The 23,741-nt window shown below is 40.7% G+C and carries 19 protein-coding genes and 1 rRNA gene (1 of these 20 only partly in view); 18 read left to right on the top strand and 2 right to left on the bottom strand.

Annotated features, from left to right (window positions below; translation table 11 throughout):
• Positions 1-33 precede the first annotated feature (33 nt).
• From J9537_RS13120 to J9537_RS13110, 3 genes are all read left to right on the top strand, one after another.
• Positions 34-1,488, top strand: coding sequence for a C40 family peptidase (locus J9537_RS13120; protein WP_010745322.1), 1,455 nt, complete (start codon positions 34-36; stop codon positions 1,486-1,488).
• A gap of 66 nt (positions 1,489-1,554) precedes the next feature.
• Positions 1,555-2,058 carry a VanZ family protein gene (locus J9537_RS13115; RefSeq protein ID WP_010745323.1) on the top strand — a complete coding sequence of 168 codons (504 nt, stop codon included), beginning with the start codon at positions 1,555-1,557 and terminating at the stop codon, positions 2,056-2,058.
• 74 nt (positions 2,059-2,132) lie between these two features.
• Positions 2,133-2,855 (top strand): YebC/PmpR family DNA-binding transcriptional regulator, encoded by a 723-nt coding sequence (locus J9537_RS13110; protein ID WP_010745324.1) that lies wholly within the window; start codon positions 2,133-2,135, stop codon positions 2,853-2,855.
• A gap of 52 nt (positions 2,856-2,907) precedes the next feature.
• Here the strand turns inward: J9537_RS13110 and J9537_RS13105 are convergent, their stop codons facing one another.
• Both J9537_RS13105 and J9537_RS13100 read right to left on the bottom strand, forming a co-directional pair.
• Positions 2,908-4,314 carry a L,D-transpeptidase family protein gene (locus J9537_RS13105; RefSeq protein ID WP_010745325.1) on the bottom strand — a complete coding sequence of 469 codons (1,407 nt, stop codon included), beginning with the start codon at positions 4,312-4,314 and terminating at the stop codon, positions 2,908-2,910.
• A 207-nt stretch (positions 4,315-4,521) separates the two neighbouring features.
• On the bottom strand, positions 4,522-5,502 hold the full coding sequence (locus J9537_RS13100; RefSeq protein WP_010745326.1) for an L-lactate dehydrogenase: 981 nt from the start codon (positions 5,500-5,502) through the stop codon (positions 4,522-4,524).
• 356 nt (positions 5,503-5,858) lie between these two features.
• Between J9537_RS13100 and pth the strand changes: the two genes are divergently transcribed.
• The 15 genes from pth to J9537_RS13025 form a co-directional block, all read left to right on the top strand.
• The gene (gene pth, locus J9537_RS13095) at positions 5,859-6,416 is read left to right on the top strand and encodes an aminoacyl-tRNA hydrolase (protein WP_010745327.1); all 558 of its coding nucleotides are present in this window, start codon (positions 5,859-5,861) and stop codon (positions 6,414-6,416) included.
• 61 nt (positions 6,417-6,477) lie between these two features.
• A complete protein-coding gene (gene mfd, locus J9537_RS13090) occupies positions 6,478-9,990 on the top strand; it encodes a transcription-repair coupling factor (RefSeq protein ID WP_010745328.1) in 3,513 nt (1,170 codons plus the stop codon).
• Positions 9,991-10,029: 39 nt separating this feature from the next.
• Positions 10,030-11,592 carry a putative polysaccharide biosynthesis protein gene (locus J9537_RS13085; protein ID WP_081630589.1) on the top strand — a complete coding sequence of 521 codons (1,563 nt, stop codon included), beginning with the start codon at positions 10,030-10,032 and terminating at the stop codon, positions 11,590-11,592.
• A 3-nt stretch (positions 11,593-11,595) separates the two neighbouring features.
• Positions 11,596-11,865, top strand: a complete 270-nt coding sequence (locus tag J9537_RS13080; RefSeq protein ID WP_010745330.1) for an RNA-binding S4 domain-containing protein — start codon at positions 11,596-11,598, stop codon at positions 11,863-11,865.
• Between the two features lie 74 nt (positions 11,866-11,939).
• Positions 11,940-12,374 (top strand): FtsB family cell division protein, encoded by a 435-nt coding sequence (locus J9537_RS13075; RefSeq protein ID WP_010745331.1) that lies wholly within the window; start codon positions 11,940-11,942, stop codon positions 12,372-12,374.
• A gap of 55 nt (positions 12,375-12,429) precedes the next feature.
• Positions 12,430-12,873 (top strand): S1 domain-containing RNA-binding protein, encoded by a 444-nt coding sequence (locus J9537_RS13070; protein WP_010745332.1) that lies wholly within the window; start codon positions 12,430-12,432, stop codon positions 12,871-12,873.
• Between the two features lie 98 nt (positions 12,874-12,971).
• The gene (gene tilS / locus J9537_RS13065; protein ID WP_010745333.1) at positions 12,972-14,306 is read left to right on the top strand and encodes a tRNA lysidine(34) synthetase TilS; all 1,335 of its coding nucleotides are present in this window, start codon (positions 12,972-12,974) and stop codon (positions 14,304-14,306) included.
• A gap of 13 nt (positions 14,307-14,319) precedes the next feature.
• Positions 14,320-14,865, top strand: coding sequence for a hypoxanthine phosphoribosyltransferase (gene hpt, locus J9537_RS13060; RefSeq protein ID WP_010745334.1), 546 nt, complete (start codon positions 14,320-14,322; stop codon positions 14,863-14,865).
• A 96-nt stretch (positions 14,866-14,961) separates the two neighbouring features.
• The gene (ftsH, locus tag J9537_RS13055; RefSeq protein ID WP_010745335.1) at positions 14,962-17,028 is read left to right on the top strand and encodes an ATP-dependent zinc metalloprotease FtsH; all 2,067 of its coding nucleotides are present in this window, start codon (positions 14,962-14,964) and stop codon (positions 17,026-17,028) included.
• 59 nt (positions 17,029-17,087) lie between these two features.
• Positions 17,088-17,606, top strand: coding sequence for a GNAT family N-acetyltransferase (locus tag J9537_RS13050; RefSeq protein ID WP_010745336.1), 519 nt, complete (start codon positions 17,088-17,090; stop codon positions 17,604-17,606).
• A 49-nt stretch (positions 17,607-17,655) separates the two neighbouring features.
• Positions 17,656-17,958: a bacteriocin immunity family protein gene (locus tag J9537_RS13045; protein WP_010745337.1), complete on the top strand. Its 303-nt coding sequence runs from the start codon at positions 17,656-17,658 to the stop codon at positions 17,956-17,958.
• 150 nt (positions 17,959-18,108) lie between these two features.
• On the top strand, positions 18,109-18,993 hold the full coding sequence (gene hslO, locus J9537_RS13040) for an Hsp33 family molecular chaperone HslO (RefSeq protein ID WP_010745338.1): 885 nt from the start codon (positions 18,109-18,111) through the stop codon (positions 18,991-18,993).
• A 2-nt stretch (positions 18,994-18,995) separates the two neighbouring features.
• Positions 18,996-20,003 (top strand): tRNA dihydrouridine synthase DusB, encoded by a 1,008-nt coding sequence (gene dusB / locus J9537_RS13035; protein WP_010745339.1) that lies wholly within the window; start codon positions 18,996-18,998, stop codon positions 20,001-20,003.
• Between the two features lie 120 nt (positions 20,004-20,123).
• Positions 20,124-21,587 (top strand): lysine--tRNA ligase, encoded by a 1,464-nt coding sequence (lysS, locus tag J9537_RS13030; RefSeq protein WP_143142287.1) that lies wholly within the window; start codon positions 20,124-20,126, stop codon positions 21,585-21,587.
• Between the two features lie 596 nt (positions 21,588-22,183).
• Positions 22,184-23,741: ribosomal RNA gene (locus tag J9537_RS13025) — 16S ribosomal RNA — on the top strand (it continues 1 nt past the right edge of the window).

Below are 23,741 nucleotides of genomic sequence, written 5' to 3'. Positions count from 1 at the left end.
AAATAAAACATTAAGTAGTCGGAGGACATTAGAGTGAAAAAAAGTTTGTTATCAGCATTAATGGTATGTTCAGTAACATTAAGCGCATTAGCAGCTCCAGCCGCAGCTTCTGCCGATGAATTTGATAGTAAAATTGCTGACCAGGATGCAAAAATTTCAAGTTTACAAAACCAACAAACAGATGCACAATCACAAATCAGTGCATTGGAAGGCGAAGTTGCTTCAATCAACGAGAAAGCACAAGGCTTACTAAATGAACAAGCATCATTGAGACAAGAGTCTCAAGACTTGCAAAAACAAATCGAAACATTACAAAAACGTATCGAGAAACGTTCAGAAGCAATCAAAGAACAAGCACGTGATACTCAAGTAAAACAATCTTCAGGTACGAATGTTATTGACGTAGTATTAAACGCTGAATCATTCACTGATGCTGTTAGCCGTGTTCAAGCAATGACAACCATTGTTAAAGCAAACAATGATTTAGTTGAACAACAAAAAGCGGATAAAGCAGAAGTTGAACAAAAACAAGCTGAAAACAAAAAACAACAAGAACAAATCGCTGCTAACCAAGCAACATTGGAAAGCCAAAAAGGTGAGTTGATCACTAAACAAGCAGATTTAAATGTTCAAACAACGACTTTGGCTGCTGAACAAGCAACAGCTGAAGGCGAAAAAGCAAGCTTGAAAGAAAAACAAGAAGCTGCTATCAAAGAACAAGAACGTGTGCAAGAAGAAGCTCGCAAAGCTGCTGAAGCGCAAGAAGCTGCTAAGAAAGCAGATGCAGACGCTAAAGCAAAAGCAGATGCGGATGCTAAGGCAGAAGCTGATCGTAAAGCACAAGAAGAAGCTGCTGCAAGCACAACTACAACGGAAAGCTCAACTGTTGAGTCTTCATCTACAGTAGAATCTTCAACAACAGAACAACAAACACAATCAAGTGCGACAGAATCATCTTCAACAGCATCATCAAGTGAAGATAATTTCCAAGGTGGAGGAGCTACTCCTACACCATCGACTACTGAAGATTCAGGTTCTAGCAACCAAGGGTCAACATCATCTTCAACAAATAATAACCAAACACCATCAACGCCAACACCTGCACCGACTCCAACACCGGCTCCAGCACCATCTGGAAATACTGGCGGCGTTGTTGCTGAAGCAATGAAGTATATCGGCACTCCTTATGTATGGGGCGGTAAGACACCTGCAGGATTTGACTGCTCAGGTTTCACTTCATATGTATACCGTCAAGCGACTGGTCGTGAAATCGGCGGATGGACTGTTCCTCAAGAATCAGCTGGAACACGTATTTCTGTTGATCAAGCACAAGCTGGCGACTTATACTTCTGGGGCAGCCCTGGTGGTTCATACCACGTAGCAATTGCAATGGGCGGTGGACAATATATCCACGCACCACAACCTGGTGAAACAGTTACAGTAAGTTCTGTAAGTTACTATGCACCAAGCTTTGCAGTTCGTATGTAATCAAATTTAAGTATTCATGACCGGTACGAAGTTCTTCGTACCGGTTTTTTTAATGGAGGAAAAGAAATGCAAAAGCAATTGAAAAATGGGAATTTCTATATTGGTATCGCTCTTTTGATGATGGTGATTCTATTTGTTAGTTCTTCAATGACTTATCAGCAGCAAAGTCAAGTTTCACTAATTCAAAAACTACTTGCGAATGAGCCGCTGAAGGCTTTTTTTAGTCAGATTTCTTTTAACTATGCAGGTAGTGAAGTAAGTATATCTGCTAAAGGCTATGTTAAATTTGTTGAATTTTTTATTCGCAAGGCTGCACACTTTATGACTTACTTTGTTTTAGGCGGAAGTCTATACTTAGGATTATTACCTAAATTGAAACAAAAATCATCGGTCTTAGGTCTGTTTTTCGCTTGGCTGGCTGCTACTGGCTACGCCGCTACCGATGAATTCCATCAAATGCTGACTGGTGGACGGACGCCATTATTTCAAGATGTAATGCTAGATTCTTGTGGGGCCTTAACGGCGTGTCTTATCATTATCGCTTATAAGACTATTCGCAAGAAACGTTAATAGTGATAATTCTTGACGAAATACGTTTTCAGGCGGACAATAATAAGGATCAATAAATATTGGAGGAATGTACCATGTCAGGACATAGTAAATGGCACAATATTCAAGGGCGAAAAAATGCTCAAGATGCGAAACGAGGAAAAATCTTTCAAAAGATGTCACGAGAAATCTATATGGCAGCTAAAGCCGGAGGTCCTGACCCGAGTACGAATCCAGCACTACGATTAGTGATTGATAAAGCTAAATCGGCCAATATGCCAAATGATAATGTGGATCGTGCAATCAAAAAGGCAACATCGGCAGGCGAAGGCGAACACTATGATGAAATTACTTATGAAGGTTATGGACCTGGTGGCGTAGCCATTTTAGTCCATGCCCTAACGGATAACCGCAATCGAACAGCAACAAATGTACGAGTGGCATTTACCCGAAATGGGGGAAATCTAGGTGAGACTGGTTCAGTAAATTATATGTTTGATCGTAAGGGCTACATTGCTATTGAACGTGAGAACTTATCAGTGGATGAGGATACCATGTTTGAAGACGTACTTGAGGCGGGAGCAGAGGACATGGAGATTTTGCCAGAGGTCTTTGAAATCTATACCGCAGCTGAGGATTTTACCAATGTTCGTGATCAATTGGAAGCCGATGGCTTTACGTTGGCGCAAGCGGAATTAACGATGATCCCACAAACAACGGTTTCTTTAGACGATGAGCAAAAAGAGAAACTGGATCGTTTAGTTGAAAAGTTAGAAGATGATGACGATGTTTCCGAAGTCTTTACTTCGGCAGAATAGATAAAAAAGACAAAGAAAAAAACCAGCGAATTTCGCTGGTTTTTAGTTTGGTCTAAAAGACTAAAACAGGAGTACCGACTTCTACCATATCGAAAAGTTTTGCCATTACATCTGGTGGTGTATTCACACAACCGTGAGAGCCGCGAGTCTTCCATAGTTCGCCGCCATATGCAGGCTGCCAGTCAGAGTCGTGAAGACCAACACCTGTCCAATCGATCGGCATCCAATATTTAACAGGACTTGCATAGTCCGATCCGTCATCATTTTTTCCACGCAAGGTTTTGTTTGTTTCTTTCGACCAAACGTAGTCAACTCCGGCTGGTGTAGGTGAGCTTGGTTTACCACTGACAATGTCAGTTTCTAAAGCTACGTTACCATCTTTGTAATACCACATATGTTGATTTTGTAAATCTACTTCGATGTAGGTTTTATCAATTAATGGTTTATCTGCGGTTGTTGCCCCGGTAACGACAGGTGAACGAGTAAAGTCTTTACCTTCTAAAATTTGTTTTGTCAATGCTTCAACTTCTGCTGAGGTATTGATGGTCCAACTATAAGTACCTGATGGAACAGAAACTTTTCCACGTCGAGTACTGTTGAATTCAGTTGGTTTTGAGCTTGTGTTGTACTTTTCTCCTAAGCTGGTAACATAAGCAGTTACCTTATCTTTATCAAGAGACATGTTACCATTGTCGTCGACTAACCAGTCATTGATATCAGATGATGGAATTTGGAAGTTTTCTCCGTTGATACTATAGTTTGCTTTGATCTTTGCTACAGCATTCATTTTATCCATCGTCTTTTTCAGATCAGCATCATCTTTTGTGATGGTTGGTTTCGAAAGGTACTTATCAAAATCAATCGTGTGTTTGCCTTCTTTTGCAGCTTCCTTAAAGGCAGCTACGGCGGCATCAACGTCAATTGTATTCCCTTGTTTTTCTGGTGTAATCTCGAAGCCTTCGCTTGTTCGAGTCACCTTCGCATTTTCTGTTGCTGTCCGTGTTGTATTGGCTTGAGTCAATTCAGCACGAATGGCTTCTCCCACAGCATTTAATTTATTTTCATCTAAAGTATTGCCGTCAACATCTTTTGTATCTGCTGCGGAGACTAACTGCATACCCCAGCTAAAAGGATTTTGCTTTTTCTGCATCTCTTTTAAACCAGGTAAATAATTGTTTTGCCAACCTAGATCTTTGCGATTGATCTCTTTCCAATTTTTGTCGTCGATTTTTATTAGGAAGGGTGAATCTGACAGCTCGCGGGTAATTTTACGGTTTGCTTCGCTCACCGTTAAATTATTTATTTTCACTCCATTCACGACCGTGTTAGGAAGGAACCTTTGAGCATAATATGTACTGCGAATAGCGTATCCGCCAACTAAAACTACCAATAAACCTAATACAACAATCAAACCGATTCGCGTTCGGCCACGAGAATTTCTTCTTTCATTTCTTGTCATCGAAATAACTCCTCATTGCATTTCCTTTTATTTGGTCTTCATTAAACGATCGAAGCATTTCTATCAAAATAGTAGTCGATTTCAAAATGATATACCGAATATAAATATACCACAGAATCGTTTAAATACGAGTGATATGTTCTGAAATGTTAGCAAATATTAAAAAATCCGCAAAGAATATTCAAATTCTTTGCGGAGATGAAAAATCTATTTTCCTTCAGCTTCAAGATCAGCGAAAGCTTTGTCCATAACTTCTTTTAGTTCTTTTGCAGAAGCGTCCATACGATCTTTTTCAGCATCTGTTAACGGAATTTCAATGATGTTTTGGATACCTTTAGCATTGATAACAGCTGGTGCACCAATGTAAATGTCGTTTTGTCCGTATTGACCTTCTAAATATACAGATAATGGGAATACGGCACTTTCATCATTTAAAATAGCACGAGTAATACGAGCTAGGGCAACGGCGATACCATAGAAAGTTGCGCCTTTTTTCTCGATAATTTCATAAGCAGCGTCACGAACGCCGAAGAACAAGTTAACTAATGCTTCTTCATCAACTTCTGGATTGTCTTTTACCCATTCGTAGATTTGTAAGCCAGCAACGTTAGCATGTGACCATACAGGGAATTCTGAGTCACCATGTTCACCTAAGATATAAGCATGGACGTTGCGAGCATCAACGTCAACTAATTCAGCGATTGCTTGACGGAAGCGAGCTGTGTCCAATGAAGTACCTGAACCGATAACGCGTTCTTTAGGGAATCCAGAGAATTTCCAAGTAGAATAAGTTAAGATATCAACAGGGTTAGCTGCTACTAAGAAGATACCGTCGAACCCAGAGGCAACAACTTGCTCTACGATACTTTTGTTGATGCGCAAGTTTTTACCAACTAAGTCTAAACGAGTTTCACCTGGTTTTTGAGGAGCGCCTGCAGTGATGACAACTAAGTCAGCATCGTGACAGTCTTCGTAAGAAGCAGAATAAATTTTCTTAGGTGATGTAAAGGCTAATGCGTGTGATAAATCAATGGCATCTCCTTGTGTACGGTTGCTATCGATATCGATAATACCGATTTCTTGAGCGATATTTTGATTGACTAGAGCGAAGGCATAACTTGAACCTACTGCGCCGTCTCCGATTAACATTACTTTTTGATGGGTTTTACTAGCTGCTTTTGCAGTCATGTGTACCAATCCCTTCTTATATTTGTTTTTCCAGTGGAATGATAACACTAATTAATGAAACTTGTCACGTATTTTACTCATTAATAATACAGTTATTTTTGCTGTTTCAGAAGAAAACGCTTCATGTGTTAATGGCGTAGGAAGCTGATACTATAAACTTTTTTCAAAAATAACAGAAACTTATGAGAGACTTAAAGCGTTGAAAACGGTCACTACAGATGAGTTTGTGTTATACTGTATAAAGAAAAATTTGAACTGGGTAGTCATTTGACTATCCAGCATTTTGTCATGCAAATGAAAATCTAATAAATTTTAATATGAGAGAAATAGATATTTATAAAAAGAGGCGGAACAGTATGAAAATGATCGTAGGTTTGGGAAATCCAGGCAAGAAATACGAAAACACAAAGCACAATGTTGGATTTATGGTTGTAGATCAATTGGCAAAAGAACATGGAGCTGTTTTTAAGAAAAATACCTTCGAAGCAGAAGTGGCGGATTATTTTGTCAATGGAGAAAAGATTTTATTAGTCAAACCGCTCACCTTTATGAATGAATCAGGTCGTGCGGTTGGTCCGTTAATGACTTATTTTGGCATTTATTTAGAAGAGCTGGTGGTAATCGCGGATGATTTAGATATGGAGCTTGGAAAATTACGTTTGAGGCAAAAGGGCAGTGCAGGTGGACACAATGGGCTAAAAAGTATTATCTCTCACATCGGAACGCAAGAGTTTAATCGCATCAAGATCGGTATTGGTCGTCCAAACGGAAAGACGGTTGTGAATCACGTACTAAGTACTTTCGGAAAAGAAGAGATGCCTGTTATCGCAAATAGCGTGGCTCGAGCAACTGAAGCAGTGGATGATTATGTTTCAGGTAATGATTTCTTGCAAACAATGAATCGCTTTAATTAGAAAATTCATCGAGAATCATACGATTTTAGCAGGTTAGTAGGAACATGTAAGGAGTATAAAAATGAATTTGATTGAATTTGTTAATCAGCTGCCCTTGGTAAAAGAATGGCAGGCTAATTTAGATAAAAGAGCAAAACGTCAGTTAGTGATCGGTCTTTCTGGTTCGGCTAAAGCCTTGGTGATGGCTGCTGCACAGCAAGTAAGCAAAAAGCAAACAGTGATTGTCGTACCGAATCTTTACTATAGTAATCAATTAGCGGATGAACTGCGGAATATAGTGGAAGATGTCCATCTGTTTCCGGTTGATGAAGTGCTTTCGGCAGAAATGGCTTTTGCCTCACCAGAAGCACGAGCGGAACGTGTGTCCACTCTTCAAGCATTGTCTCAAGGTAAAAATGGGATTTATGTCGTACCCGTTGCGGCGTTGAGAAAATATTTACCAACTGTTGAAACATGGCAGGCGAATCAGCTTCATTGGAAAATAGGCAGCGAGGTTGATTTAGAAAATTTAGCTCAACGGTTAGTATTAATGGGCTATGAACGCCAGACAATGGTTGGAAAACCTGGTGAATTCAGTATGCGTGGAAGCATTGTTGATATTTATCCGTTGACGACGGAATATCCTGTGCGGGTAGAACTTTTTGATGTAGAAGTCGACTCGCTGCGCTATTTCGAACCAGAAACTCAACGATCTGTAGAAAACTTAAAGGATGTTTGGATTACTCCAACGACGGACTTAGTTTTTTCTGCCCAAGATTTGACCCAGGGTGCGCAAAATGTGAACCAGCTGTTGCAAAATCGCTTAGCAGTGACGAAAGAAAAAGAAGACTATAACTTTTTGAACGATTACTTTGGTCAGCTGATCTCCTCTTGGGAAGATGGAATACCAACAGAACAGGCGAAATATTATACAGATTTATTATATGAAGAAAAAGTTTCTTTGTTGGATCATTTCGCCAAGGATGCGCTGCTGTTTGTGGATGATTATCCACGTATGATGGAAACGCATCGTGAGATGGAACGAGAGGAAGCAGAGTGGCATACTCAAAAAATTGAAGAATTACGAGTTTTTTCTGAACAGACTTTTGGGATGAATGCCCATGAGCTAATCAAAAAATCTAAACTTGTGACAAGTTTCTTTTCGCTGTTTCAAAAGGGTATGGGGAATCTGCGTTTTGAAGCGATTCATAATTTTCAATACCGTTCTATGCAGCAGTTCTTCGGACAGATGCCACTATTAAAGACAGAGGTGGATCGTTGGCAGAAACAAGAACAAACCGTTCTATTTTTAGTCTCTGATCAAGAACGGCAAGAAAAATTAACGCAGGAATTTCATGATGTGGATATCAAGGCGGTTCAAACGACACCAGATAATTTACTGATAGGGAAAACCCAGATTGTCACTGGGACATTAACCAATGGGTTTGAAATGCCGCAAGATAAACTAGTCGTAGTGACCGAACGTGAAATATTTCAAAAGGTCACCAAAAAGCGCGCTCGTCGCCAGACGATCTCAAATGCTGAACGGTTGAAAAGTTACAATGAGTTAAAGCCTGGAGACTATGTTGTTCACGCAAATCATGGGATTGGTAAATATATTGGCATGGAAACGATCGAAATCGACGGGGTCCATCAAGATTATATGTCAATTTTGTACCAAAAAGATGATAAGCTATTCATTCCAGTCACACAGCTAAATTTGATTCAAAAATACGTTTCCTCTGAAGCGAAACCACCTAAGATCAATAAATTAGGTGGTAGTGAATGGACGAAAACTAAGAGCAAAGTTTCGAAAAAAATCGAAGATATAGCGGATGACTTAATCGAACTGTACGCTAAACGTGAAGCGGAACGCGGGTACGCATTCGGTCCAGATGATGAGTATCAAAAGGAATTTGAGGATGCTTTTCCATATAGTGAAACGGATGACCAGTTGCGAAGTGCAGCCGAAATTAAGCATGATATGGAAAGAGCTCGTCCCATGGATCGCTTATTGGTGGGGGATGTTGGATTTGGTAAAACAGAAGTAGCTTTACGAGCAGCCTTCAAAGCAATCAAAGAAAATAAACAAGTCGCTTTTCTTGTGCCGACGACAATTTTGGCTCAGCAGCATTATGACACGATGACTGAGCGTTTTGAAAACTTTCCTGTGAATGTGGCGATGCTGAGCCGTTTCCGAACCAAAAAACAGCAAAATGAAACGATCGAGCAAATTCGAACTGGACAGGTTGATATTGTTGTGGGAACCCATCGGCTTTTATCACAAGATTTGCAGTTCGCGGATTTAGGGTTACTAGTAATTGATGAAGAACAACGTTTTGGCGTGAAGCATAAAGAACGATTGAAACAATTGCGTTCTCAAGTAGATGTGTTGACGTTGACTGCGACACCGATTCCGCGAACGTTGCATATGTCGATGTTAGGCGTGCGGGATCTTTCAGTGATTGAAACCCCACCAGAAAATCGATATCCGATTCAAACGTATGTCATGGAGACGAATCCAGGAGCAATTCGAGAAGCCATCGAACGTGAAATGGCACGAGGCGGACAGGCCTTTTATCTATATAATCGAGTGGAGACTATCGAAAGAAAAGTAGAAGAGCTGCAGATGCTAGTACCAGATGCCAGAATTGGTTTTGCTCATGGACAAATGACAGAAGTTCAGTTGGAAAATACACTCATGGACTTTATTGATGGGCAATACGATATATTAGTTACCACGACGATTATTGAAACAGGTGTAGATATTCCGAATGTTAATACATTGTTTGTTGAAAACGCCGACTATATGGGGCTGTCTACCTTGTATCAATTGCGCGGTCGAGTCGGACGAAGCAATAGAATCGCTTATGCCTACTTCATGTATGAGCCGCAAAAAATCTTAAATGAAGTTAGCGAAAAACGTCTGCAGGCGATCAAAGATTTTACTGAGCTAGGCTCTGGTTTTAAAATAGCGATGCGAGATTTGTCTATTCGCGGAGCCGGTAATCTCTTAGGTGCACAGCAACATGGCTTCATCGACGCGGTCGGCTTTGATATGTATTCGCAAATGCTTTCTGAGGCAGTAGATCGTAAACAAGGAAAGAATACCCAAGTGGAACGAACCTCCGTAGAGATCAACTTAGGAATTGATGCGTACATTCCTGGAACTTATATCGAAGATGAGCGACAAAAGATTGAGATATACAAACGGATTCGTGAGTTAGAAAGTACAGAAATGCTGGATGAAGTGGAAGCTGATTTAGTGGATCGCTTTGGTGATTATCCTGATGAAGTAGCCAACCTGTTGAATATTGGGCAGATAAAAATGGACGGAGACCGTGCATTGGTTGAAAGTATTCAAAAACGGCAGCAGCAAATTATCATTACCTTAAGTAAGGTAGGAACGAAAGCTTATAAAGTCGAGCAGCTATTTGAAGCGTTAAGTGCAACAAAAATGAAAGCCACATTAGGTGTTGAAAAAGACAAAATGGTCATGAAGTTAGTGGTGGCGAAAACGATGGATGAAGCCGTTTGGTTACGAGAAGTTAGTTTGTTTGTTCGTGCATTACGTGAGCAAAAATACAAAGAATAGGCGGTGAAGGCATTGGCGAATAAAGAAATGCGAGTCATGATGCAAGGCGCCTTCGTCTTGACTGCTGCATCATTTATAGCGAAACTTTTAAGTGCCGTTTATCGAGTCCCTTATCAAAACTTCGCAGGTGATGAAGGATTTTATGTGTATCAGCAGGTTTATCCGATCTATGGTATTGCTATGACTCTAGCATTGTCAGGTCTGCCTCAATTTATCTCTAAATATGTGGCAGAACAAAAAGAGCCCCGAAAACAGCGCCAAGCGTTGGAGGAACTATTTCCTTTAATCAGCGGTTTTGGGCTCCTTCTATGGGCCGTGTGTTTTTTTTCCGCACAACCATTTGCAGATTGGATGGGGGATGGGAAATTGGCTCCCCTGATTCGTGTTGTTTCTTTTACCTTTGTAATCATGCCGTTTCTTTCGATTACACGTGGCGAGTTTCAAGGGAAATTATTGATGGTCCCCACTGCTGTTTCACAGGTGGTCGAACAGTTTATACGAGTAGCAGTCATTGTAATTGCTGCTTGGTCATTCAAACAGTTTGGCTGGACGGTCTATCGCACAGGAACGGTAGCAATGTCAGGCGCTTTAGTTGGCGGAATCGTTGCCGTGTTAGTACTGTGGTATTATCGACGAAAAATAATGGCAACAAGTATTGTGCGAAAGTTGCCAACCATAGGTGGAAAAACACTAGAACTCGGCAAGCGTTTGGTGCTTGAAGGCGGTTTGATGACGGTTTATAGCGGTTTATTGATTCTCTTTCAGCTGATTGATTCCTTCACTGTAAAAAAGGCGTTGGTTGATTTCGGATTAAGTGAACATGGAGCGAAGCTGGCCAAGGGTATTTACGATCGAGGACAACCGCTAGTACAATTAGGGTTGGTGGCGGCTTTGGCGCTCAGCTCAAGCTTTATACCATTATTGACAAGACATTTAGTCAATCGTGATCATGGAATGTTTGTTAAAACGAGTCAAATTTTTTTACGTTTAACGTGTGGAATCGCGGCGGCGGCTTCGATTGGTCTAGCAATGTTATTGCCATACGTAAACTATGCATTATTTAAGGACTATAAAGGAAACGGGACGCTAGTATTATTCGTGTTTTCAATCTTTTTGATGGCTATGGTGCAGGCGTATCAAAGCATCGCTCAAAGCCAAAATGAATACCGCAGTTCTTTGCAGGCTGCGGGTGTTGGGTTACTTCTAAAAATAGTAATTACTGGCGGGCTGACAAAACAATTTGGAACGATTGGTGCCAGCCTGTCTACGCTGTTAGGATTGATCGTGGCTTTGTTTATTCTGCATTTTTCATGTGATCGTGAGACAAGAGAATATGGGAGTCAACGTCACTTTATACGAAACCTTATGCTTTGTTTAGTAGGCATGGTATTCGTGTTATTATGTTATTATGGCGGTATCAGTGTTCTTTTTGGTATGGTTCAAAAAAGGAGTTTGGCACTGATTGTCGCAATTTTTGGAGTGTTGATTGGTGGCAGTGCTTTTTTGATTTTGGCGATTCAATTACGATTGTTAACTATTCGTGAGTGGCTGATGTTGCCATTCGGCAGTAAATTATTGAGAATAAATTGGAAAAGAGGGTAAGTTATGCGCTTAGATAAATTTTTGAAAATTTCACGGATCATTAAGCGTCGAACAGTGGCAAAAGAGGTCGCTGATAAAGGGCGGATACAAGTAAATGGAAAATTAGCAAAATCTTCAACAGATGTGAAAGTTGGCGATCAATTGCGAATTCAATTTGGGAACAAAGTCCTAGAGGTCGCGGTGGAAGAGCTGCATGAATCAACGAAAAAAGACGATGCAGCAAAAATGTATCGAATCATTAATGAGACTCGTGTGGAAAATAACGGGAATTAAGGATAATTCAAATAGACAATTATATCCTGAGTTGATATAATAGTAAAGAATTTCATGGTAAGGAGCGAGCAGGAATGAATGAAAACGACACGAAAAAAGTTGCTTCATTGGATACACCCTACGCAAAAGAGCAATATAGCAAGTTTCAAAAGCAACATCGTCAATTAATTTTCAAGCGTCGTCGTTTAGCAGCGTTATTCGCAATTGCAGCCTTTGTCGCTATTGTCATGGGAGTTCAGATATTTAACGAACAACGTCATTTAAGTGAACTGAAAGAGATCAAAGTTAAAACAGTCGCTGAGTCAGCGAAAGTTGATGATCGGGTAGATGGCTTGAAGCAAGATGTGAAATTGCTGAAAGACGATAACTATGTAGCGAAACTAGCTCGTAGTCGTTTCTATTATTCAAAGGATGGCGAATTGATTTTTGTTTTACCAGATTCGGCAAAAACATCTAGCAATGACAAAGAGTCCGCTGATGAAGTAATAAAGTCCGAAACTGCCAAATAAGTTTAGGAGCAGTTTTAAAATAAATTGGAAAAAAATTAGGAGGAACATTTTTTTTATGTCAATCGAAGTAGGAGCTAAGCTGCAAGGAAAAGTATCAGGGATCACCAATTTCGGTGCCTTTATCGACTTGGGAGAGGGTAAAACGGGCTTAGTCCATATCAGTGAAATATCTAATGGTTTTGTCAAAGACATTCATGATGTATTGACTGTCGGCGATGAAGTGACGGTTAAGGTTACTTCTGTGGGAGATGACGGAAAAGTCGGTCTTTCAATTCGAAAAGCTCAAGATCAACCACAACCAGAAAAGAAACCTTTCAAACGTGAGTTCCGTGATAACAATCGTCCGAAACCATCAGCTAAAGGCAAACCCCAAAATAGCGGCAAACAAGACTTCGATTCATTGATGAGTTCCTTTTTAAAGGATAGCGATGATCGCTTGTCATCGATTAAACGCAACACCGAAGGAAAACGCGGAGGCCGTGGCGGCCGTCGTAGTTAGATCAGAGAGGCTGAAATTCATTTAGGATTTCAGTCTTTTTTATTGTATAGTGTTTGCTTAAACTGAAAGTGAACAATAACTAGAATGAGGAGTTTAATATGGAGCAAGAATTTCTTCGTGCAAACCCTGAACTTAAGACCGACCAGAAAGTTCTGTTGGCTGTTTCAACTGGGGTTGACTCGATGGTGCTTTTGCATCTGGTCGAAAAATTGAATGTAACTATTGGTGTTATACATATAGATCATCAGCTGCGGCCAGAGTCGAAGATAGAGGCAGAATTCCTACAGTCTTATTGCAAGAGTCATCATTTGCCATTGTATACAAAGGTTTGGGAGCAGCCCGCGGAAAAAAATGTCGAGGCTGAAGCGAGGAAGGTTCGATATAATTTTTTTGAAGCAGTCATGAAACAAGAGAAGTATGACCTGCTATTAACGGCTCATCATGGTGATGATCAATTAGAAACCTTACTGATGCGCTTGACCCGTGGTGGATCTTTTACCGGACACAGCGGAATTGTCCGGAAGCAAAGTTTTGGCACAGGGGTTTTGCTGCGACCATTACTTGACTTTTCGAAGGAAGAAATCTATTCATATGCTGAAAAAGAGCAAGTGATTTATTTTGAAGATGCGACAAATCAGTCCTTGGACTATTTTCGAAACCGTATCCGAAACAACGTTATTCCGGAATTAAAAAAAGAAAACCCGAAAATTCTGTTACATGCGCAACAGTTTCATCAGCAACTGATTTGGGCCGGTCAGCTGATTGAAGAAGCGCTAAAAGAAAATTTAAGAAATATTGAATTTGACGGTCAACGCGGATCGTTTTCGTATGATGATATGCCATCTGAAACTAATGCTCGTTATTATTTTCTCTCGGCATTCTTCCAGAAAATGGAGGAACAAACTCAAATCATTGTCTCGCAACGCCAATTGTTTTCACTACTAGACCAAATGGGGCATCCGGTTAGTCAGTGGTCGATTGATATTGGAGAAGGTTGGCGATTTGTGCGTCGGTATCAACGATTTTACTTTGAGAAAAGCCCAGCGATCAATGACGAAATGTTTAGTTTAGATGAAAACGAACAGTTCGATCTTCCAGACAGTGGGAGGATTATCTTGAGGAAAAGCGAAAATGAGCCTAGAAATGATGCATACCAAGTGCCATTGCCATTAACAGTCAAGCTGCCTTTAAGAATTCGTCATCGACGAGCAGGGGACCGAATTCAGTTGACAGAAAGTCTTTCTAAACGAGTGAATCGTTATTTTATTGATAAAAAAATCCCGACGGATGAGAGGGATCGCGCATGGGTGGTGGAGGACGCTGCAGGAGAAATCGTAGCGCTTTTGCCTTTTGTTAATTCCTATTTGAGTATTACAACTGAAACTGATAGAATACACTACATACTTGACTATACGCCTCAAGTAGCGAAATGAAAGGAGTTTCTACATGCTAGCAAAAGATATTGAAAAAGTATTGATTACTAGAGAAGATATTCAAAAGCGCTGTGTGGAATTAGGCGCACAATTAACTACAGATTATACCGATAAAAATCCTTTGGTGGTTGGTATTTTAAAAGGAGCCGTTCCATTTATGGCTGACATTGTTCGTGAGATTGATGCACATTTAGAATTGGATTTCATGGATGTCTCAAGCTATGGCAATCAAACGGTCTCTTCAGGAGAAGTAAAAATCATCAAGGACTTAGATACGAACGTTGAAGGTCGTGACCTATTAATCGTAGAAGATATCATTGATAGTGGTCGTACTTTAGGATATTTAGTTGATTTATTTAAATACCGGAAGGCAAAATCAGTGAAAATCGTCACATTGTTAGATAAACCAGAGGGCCGCGTAGTGGATATTCATGCTGACTATGTTGGTTTTGATGTACCGAATGAGTTCGTAGTTGGCTACGGATTAGACTATGCAGAGGCGTATCGCAACCTGCCATACGTAGGTGTATTGAAGCCGGAAATTTATCAATCAAATTAGTGACCGAAAAAATCACAGTATGATATACTTAAAAGGTCAAAATTGATAAAACTTTTTTAACAAGCTAATAAGCTAACAAGTGCGAGGAGGACGCAGATGAACAAAAACAATAAGGGAGTAAAAAATGCTCTCTATTATATTCTCGTCATCTTGGCTATGGTCATGGTTGTTTATTTCCTTTTTGGAGATAACAAATCAGCTTCGCCAGATATCGAGTATTCAACGTTTACTGAACAGATGCAAGAAGGCAAAATTAAGAATCTTAAGATCCAGCCTGCTGGTGGTGTGTATAAAATCACTGGTGAGTACAAAGAGAAGCAAGAAGTTGCTAACTCTGGCGGACTAAGTATCATTGGTTCAACAGATTCTAAAACAACACATTTTTCAACCATTGTTTTGCCAAATGATTCGACTTTAAGTCAAGTCAATGATTTAGCAAAAGAAAACAAAGTCAAAACTGAGATTCAAGAAGAGTCAAGCAGCGGCATGTGGGTTACGCTATTAGTAAGCTTCTTACCGATCTTGATTATGATTTTCTTCTTCTACATGATGCTTGGACAACAAGGCGGTGGCGGCGGCGGTAATGGCCGTGTCATGAACTTTGGTAAATCCAAAGCTAAAGAGGCTGACAAAAAAGCGAACCGTGTACGTTTCTCTGATGTAGCCGGGGCAGAAGAAGAAAAACAAGAACTTGTTGAAGTCGTGGAATTCTTAAAAGACCCACGTCGTTTCGTAGAATTAGGTGCTCGTATTCCAGCGGGTGTCTTACTAGAAGGACCTCCGGGGACTGGTAAAACGTTACTTGCTAAAGCGGTAGCGGGTGAAGCCGGTGTTCCATTCTATTCGATTTCTGGTTCGGATTTCGTTGAAATGTTCGTTGGGGTCGGGGCTTCTCGTGTTCGTGATTTATTCGAAACAGCTAAGAAAAATGCACCAGCGATTATCTTTATCGATGAAATTGATGCAGTTGGTCGTCAACGTGGTGCTGGTATGGGAGGCGGTCACGATGAACGTGAACAAACCCTCAACCAATTGCTCGTTGAAATGGATGGATTTGATGGCAACGAAGGCGTTATTGTTATCGCTGCAACAAACCGTTCTGATGTTTTAGACCCAGCGTTATTACGTCCAGGTCGTTTTGACCGTCAAATTTTGGTTGGTCGTCCAGACGTTAAAGGTCGTGAAGCAATCTTACGCGTCCACTCTCGTAATAAACCGTTGGCAGACGACGTTGATTTGAAGGTTGTTGCGCAACAAACACCAGGCTTTGCTGGTGCGGATTTAGAAAATGTCTTGAATGAGGCGGCCTTAGTAGCTGCTCGTCGTAATAAGAAGAAAATTGATGCTTCAGACGTGGATGAAGCAGAAGATCGCGTTATTGCGGGACCTGCTAAGAAAGATCGTGTTATTAGTAAACATGAACGTGAAATGGTTGCTTACCATGAAGCGGGTCATACAATCATCGGGATGGTATTGAACCGTGCCCGTGTTGTCCATAAGGTAACGATTATCCCTCGTGGACGTGCTGGCGGTTATATGATTGCCTTGCCAAAAGAAGATCAAATGTTAATGTCTAAAGATGATATGTTTGAACAAATTGTTGGGTTATTAGGTGGTCGTACTGCTGAAGAAATCGTCTTTAATGCTCAAACAACAGGTGCTTCAAATGACTTCGAACAAGCGACAGCGTTAGCTCGCAGCATGGTAACTGAATACGGAATGAGTGACAAGCTTGGACCAGTTCAGTATGAAGGAAACCATCAAGTTTTTGTTGGTCGTGATTACGGACAAACAAAAGCTTACTCTGAACAAGTTGCCTTTGAGATTGATGAAGAAGTTCGCAGCATCTTAATGCAAGCTCATGAAAAAGCACGTGAGATTATTGAAACACATCGTGAACAGCATAAATTAATTGCTGAAAAATTATTAGAGTTTGAAACATTAGATGCGAAAGCAATCAAGTCATTGTTTGAAACAGGTAAAATGCCTGAAGGAAAAGACAGTCTTTATCCAAGTGAAAAAGCTCAAGCACAAACTTTTGAAGAAGCTAAACGCGCTTTGGAAGAAAAGGATGCGGAGAAACAAGCAGAGGATAAAGCACCTGAACATAAAGAGTCCGATGACGAAATTACACCAGACGATACAAACGATAATCAAGAATAAGGTGAAAACGGCATGTCCTCAGTGATGTGCCGTTTCTTTTTTATTAAGGAGGAAGAAGAATGCAAGGGAAGATTCTTATTGCTACAGTGAAAGATTTATCCGAATTGCAAACAATCAGTATCGAAACTTTTCGAGATACTTTCGCTACAGAAAATGATCCTACTGATTTACAAAAGTATTTGCTTGAAGCATACAATTTAAAAAAACTAGAAAAAGAAATGCTAAATTCTGATTCACGTTTCTTCTTTATCTATCTGAATAAATCTTTGGCTGGTTATATGAAAGTAAATACTGGAAAAGCACAAACAGAGATGTCAGATAGAAATGGATTGGAAGTTGAACGAATCTACATTCGAAAAAAATTCAAGCGGCAAGGGTTAGGTCGTCAATTATTAGAGTATGCGTTTGAACTTGCTTCCCAAGAAAAACGTGAGAATATTTGGTTGGGGGTGTGGGAAAAGAATCAGAACGCTTTGCAATTTTATCAAACATTCGGTTTTAAGAAAGTCGGCGCTCATCCTTTCAATGTTGGAAAGGATAAACAAACTGATCTAATCATGCTAAAGGAACTCTTATAATTTGCATAATCATTAGGAGCGCATACAATGAGGGCGAGAGGTGAGCGAAATGATGGAGAGCCAAAAAGCTGAGGAAATGATGGATCAAATCAGTCAAGCTTATGGGGATAAGGAAATCCAAGAACTTCCGGAAGTCCAGAAGTTTTTACTAGAAAATGCACAATTACTGGAAAAAACAGAAGCCTGTGGGCTGGTAGCAACTAAAATTTGTAAAGAGATTGCGCTTTATGCCTTTTCTCATCAATGTAGCTTTCCTAAGGCGTTAGGCGAATTGCATAGTCAATTGAAGCATGAAGCAATGAAATACGACGCTACAGCAATGGCGGCAATTTTATTACCCGTTTGGTTTTAGTGGGCAGGAAAGATAATCCCTGCTCATTTTTTTATGCTTATATGAATAAGTTATTAAGGTTTTCTATCAAGCATATATAGAGAAGTTGAAAAATATTGAAACACCTAGTATGATGCAATCACGAGTAAATTAGGAATGAGGAACAAATCGATGAGTGACTATTTAGTAAAAGCATTAGCATATGAAGGCTTTGTTCGGGCGTATGCAGTGAACGCAACAGAAACAATTGCTGAAGCGCAGCAACGTCATGATACATGGAATACATCTTCAGCAGCATTAGGACGTACAATGATCGGAGCTTTGATGTTAGGTGCCACATTAAAAGGCGAAGATAAAATGACTGTTAAAGTTGAAGGAAATGGACCTGCTGGAGCTATCGTTGTCGATAGCAATGGTAAAGGCGAAGTAAAGGGGTATATCAAGAATCCTCATATTAGCTTACCGCTAAATGAGATTGGGAAAATTGACGTAAGAGGTGCGGTAGGCACTGAGGGGATGTTTACTGTTATTAAAGATCTGGGTTTAAAAGAACCCTTCTCAGGACAGACTCCGATTGTATCTGGTGAAATTGGCGAAGATTTTACTTATTATCTGGCTGTATCCGAACAGATTCCATCGGCTGTTGGTGTCTCAGTATTGGTTGATACGGATGACTCTATAAAAACTGCTGGCGGGTTTATGATTCAGATTATGCCTGGAGCAAGCGAAGAAATAATTGATAAAATTGAGGAGCGTCTGAAGGAAACTGCCCGTATCTCATCACTTTTAGATGAAGGACAAACACCAGAAGAAATTCTGCAAACGTTGCTAGCAACAGATGATGTTGAATTCTTAGAAAATATGCCTGTTCAATTTAAATGTGACTGTTCTAAAGAAAAATTTGCATCAGCAATCATTACATTAGGTGCAGAGCAAATCCAAGAGCTGATTGATCAAGATCACGGTGCGGAAGCTGTGTGTGCATTTTGTAATAATAAATATGACTATAGTGAAGCAGATCTTTATGAATTGAAGCAAGAAATTTTGGGGGAATAATAGTGAAGCCGTTAAATGGTACGTGGAAAATCGGAAATGTTGAAGTGCCGAATCGGATTGTTGTTGCTCCAATGGCAGGAATTACAAATGCTGCTTTTCGTGTGACGGTAAAAGAATTCGGTGCAGGATTAGTTGTCTGTGAAATGATCAGTGACCAAGGAATCCATTTTAGAAATAAAAAAACGTTAGAGATGCTATACATCGATGAACGGGAGCATCCCTTAAGTGTTCAAATTTTTGGAGGAAATAAAGATTCGCTAGTAGAGGCGGCTCAGTTTGTCCAAGAAAATACGGAAGCAGATATCATAGATATCAATATGGGGTGTCCAGTAAATAAAGTGATCAAGGCAGAAGCTGGAGCAAAATGGCTGTTAGATCCTAATAAGGTGTATGAAATGGTTGACGCGGTTTCTTCTGCTGTAGACATTCCTGTGACAGTGAAAATGCGAATTGGCTGGGACCAGGATCATATCTTTGCTGTTGAAAATGCATTAGCTGCTCAAAGCGCGGGGGCCTCTGCAATTGCAATGCATGGTCGTACGCGTGTACAAATGTATGAGGGTCAAGCAGATTGGGACATTTTAAAGCTGGTTGCCAATCAATTAACCATTCCATTTATGGGAAATGGTGACGTACGAACCCCAGAAGATGCGAAACGGATGATTGAAGAAGTTGGAGTTGATGCGGTAATGATCGGTCGAGCCGCACTAGGAAATCCTTGGATGATTCATCAAACACAACATTATCTTGAGACAGGGGAATTGATTCCTGAACCTAGTGCAAGAGAAAAGATCGAGACAGCAAAACTTCATTTAGAACGATTAATTAATCTTAAAGGTGAAAAAATTGCCTGCCGTGAATTTCGTCAGCATGCAAGCTATTATTTGAAGGGAATTTCACGTTCAGCAAAAGTTAAAGTAGCAATCAATCAAACGGAAGATAAGCAAGTAATCGTTGATCTATTGGATAGTCTTGTAGAAAAGACCGAAGCAAGAGCGATAATTAGCTAAAAATCAAGCCGAATGAGGAATTCGGCTTGATTTTTTAGCTATTCATTGGCATTATAAGTAAGAGTAATTACATACTGAGGAGGAACATTCGTGACTGAGGAACAAACAAATTTGACAGAAATGAACGATCAAATGCGTGTTCGCCGCGAAAAAATGGAAAATCTTCGTGAAGAAGGAATTGATCCATTTGGCGCACGGTTTGAACGTACAACAAACTCAAAAGAATTGCATGAGACATACGATGGAAACACTAAAGAAGAGCTGCTGGAAATGGGATTAACCGCAAGTGTAGCTGGGCGGATGATGACTAAACGTGGAAAAGGAAAAGTCGGATTTGCTCATTTACAAGATCGTGAAGGCCAAATTCAAATCTATGTTCGTAAAGACGAAGTTGGTGAAGAACCTTACGCAATCTTCAAAAAGGGCGATCTAGGTGATTTCTTTGGTGTGACTGGTGAAATCATGAAGACGGATACGGGTGAAGTGTCTATTAAAGCAAAAGAAATCACGCTGCTTTCAAAAGCATTACGTCCGTTACCAGAAAAATATCATGGCTTAACAAATGTTGAACAACGCTATCGTCAACGTTATTTAGATTTAATTAGTAATCGTGAAAGCTTTGACCGTTTTACCAAACGTAGTCAAATTATTAGCCAAATTCGCCGTTACTTAGATGGATTGGGTTATATAGAAGTAGAAACACCTGTTTTGCATAATGAAGCGGGTGGTGCAACTGCACGTCCATTTATTACTCATCATAATGCACTAGACATGGATCTTTATTTGCGAATTGCACTAGAATTACATTTAAAACGTCTAATTGTCGGTGGAATGGAAAAAGTTTATGAAATCGGCCGTGTATTCCGTAACGAAGGAATTGATACTACTCATAACCCAGAATTTACTATGATGGAAGTATATACTGCATATCAAGATTACTTGGATGTAATGAATCTAACTGAAGGAATCATTCGAGATGTGGCGCAAAATGTACTTGGTGAAACCACGTTGACTTTTGACGGAAAAGAGATTGATTTGGGCTCTGAGTTCAGACGTGTTCATATGGTAGATGCAATCAAAGAACAAACAGGAGTAGATTTCTGGCCAGAAATGACGATTGAGGAGGCACGTTCGTTAGCGAAAGAACACCACGTTGAGATAAAAGATACGATGGAAATCGGTCATATCATCAATGAGTTCTTTGAAACTTTTGTGGAGGAAACACTTGAACAGCCAACATTTGTTTATGGTCATCCTGTAGAAGTATCACCGCTGGCGAAAAAGAATGCTGAAGATGGGCGTTTTACAGATCGTTTTGAGCTGTTTATCGTGGGTCGTGAATTTGCAAATGCCTTTACAGAATTAAATGACCCTATTGATCAAAGAGAACGTTTTGAAGCACAAGAAAAAGAACGTGAGCAAGGAAATGATGAAGCTCATGGTGTAGACGAAGATTTCTTGGAGGCTTTAGAATATGGAATGCCTCCAACAGGCGGCTTAGGAATAGGAATTGATCGTTTAGTTATGCTATTAACAGATGTTCAATCTATTCGAGATGTTTTACTATTTCCAACGATGCGTTAAAGAAACTTTTTAAGACGTTCAGTATAGCTGGACGTCTTTTTTTAAACTGTTCAAATGAATTATTAGAAAATGATGTCATCTTATCAGCCATAAAAACGATTAAATATTTTGTGAAAAGGTAATTTTCAATCAGCTTTCATGTTATTTGCGAACATTTACACCAACAGTAAAGAACATTGGTCAGCAATAAAAAAAACTTCAAAAAAGTCGCTATTTTTGATTGACCAGATAAGATTATGTTGGTATATTATTTTATGTTCCAAAGCGAGCGTGTGTCGCTCAAAAAAAATTAAAAATTGTTATTGACAGATGACTGACTTTCAGTTATTCTATCAAAGTCGCATAAAGCGATGACGACAACTTCTTCAAAAAAAAACTTCAAAAAAGTTGTTGACATTAAAACAGCAATCTGTTATGATTTAAAAGTTGCTGAAACAAAGCGACAAACAATGTAGACCTTTGAAAACTGAACGAATAAAACAAACCAAATGTGTAGGGCGTTTCTATTAAATAGAAACAAACAACATAGCAAGCAATATGCTAGCAAGTCAATTTTTACAATTGAGCTGATCAGTCGCAAGACTGTTTCAAACACTTTTTATGAGAGTTTGATCCTGGCTCAGGACGAACGCTGGCGGCGTGCCTAATACATGCAAGTCGAACGCCTTTTCTTTCACCGGAGCTTGCTCCACCGAAAGAAAAGGAGTGGCGAACGGGTGAGTAACACGTGGGTAACCTGCCCATCAGAAGGGGATAACACTTGGAAACAGGTGCTAATACCGTATAACAATAGAAACCGCATGGTTTCTATTTGAAAGGCGCTTTTGCGTCACTGATGGATGGACCCGCGGTGCATTAGCTAGTTGGTGAGGTAACGGCTCACCAAGGCAACGATGCATAGCCGACCTGAGAGGGTGATCGGCCACATTGGGACTGAGACACGGCCCAAACTCCTACGGGAGGCAGCAGTAGGGAATCTTCGGCAATGGACGAAAGTCTGACCGAGCAACGCCGCGTGAGTGAAGAAGGTTTTCGGATCGTAAAACTCTGTTGTTAGAGAAGAACAAGGATGAGAGTAGAATGTTCATCCCTTGACGGTATCTAACCAGAAAGCCACGGCTAACTACGTGCCAGCAGCCGCGGTAATACGTAGGTGGCAAGCGTTGTCCGGATTTATTGGGCGTAAAGCGAGCGCAGGCGGTTTCTTAAGTCTGATGTGAAAGCCCCCGGCTCAACCGGGGAGGGTCATTGGAAACTGGGAAACTTGAGTGCAGAAGAGGAGAGTGGAATTCCATGTGTAGCGGTGAAATGCGTAGATATATGGAGGAACACCAGTGGCGAAGGCGGCTCTCTGGTCTGTAACTGACGCTGAGGCTCGAAAGCGTGGGGAGCAAACAGGATTAGATACCCTGGTAGTCCACGCCGTAAACGATGAGTGCTAAGTGTTGGAGGGTTTCCGCCCTTCAGTGCTGCAGCTAACGCATTAAGCACTCCGCCTGGGGAGTACGACCGCAAGGTTGAAACTCAAAGGAATTGACGGGGGCCCGCACAAGCGGTGGAGCATGTGGTTTAATTCGAAGCAACGCGAAGAACCTTACCAGGTCTTGACATCCTTTGACCACTCTAGAGATAGAGCTTCCCCTTCGGGGGCAAAGTGACAGGTGGTGCATGGTTGTCGTCAGCTCGTGTCGTGAGATGTTGGGTTAAGTCCCGCAACGAGCGCAACCCTTATTGTTAGTTGCCATCATTTAGTTGGGCACTCTAGCGAGACTGCCGGTGACAAACCGGAGGAAGGTGGGGATGACGTCAAATCATCATGCCCCTTATGACCTGGGCTACACACGTGCTACAATGGGAAGTACAACGAGTCGCGAAGTCGCGAGGCTAAGCTAATCTCTTAAAGCTTCTCTCAGTTCGGATTGTAGGCTGCAACTCGCCTACATGAAGCCGGAATCGCTAGTAATCGCGGATCAGCACGCCGCGGTGAATACGTTCCCGGGCCTTGTACACACCGCCCGTCACACCACGAGAGTTTGTAACACCCGAAGTCGGTGAGGTAACCTTTTGGAGCCAGCCGCCTAAGGTGGGATAGATGATTGGGGTGAAGTCGTAACAAGGTAGCCGTATCGGAAGGTGCGGCTGGATCACCTCCTT

It is taken from the genome of Enterococcus raffinosus (assembly GCF_019175485.1).
Taxonomy (GTDB): Bacteria; Bacillota; Bacilli; order Lactobacillales; family Enterococcaceae; genus Enterococcus_A; species Enterococcus_A raffinosus.
The sequence above is the reverse complement of the archived record's forward strand: the minus strand, read 5'-3'. Positions and strand labels throughout refer to the sequence as shown.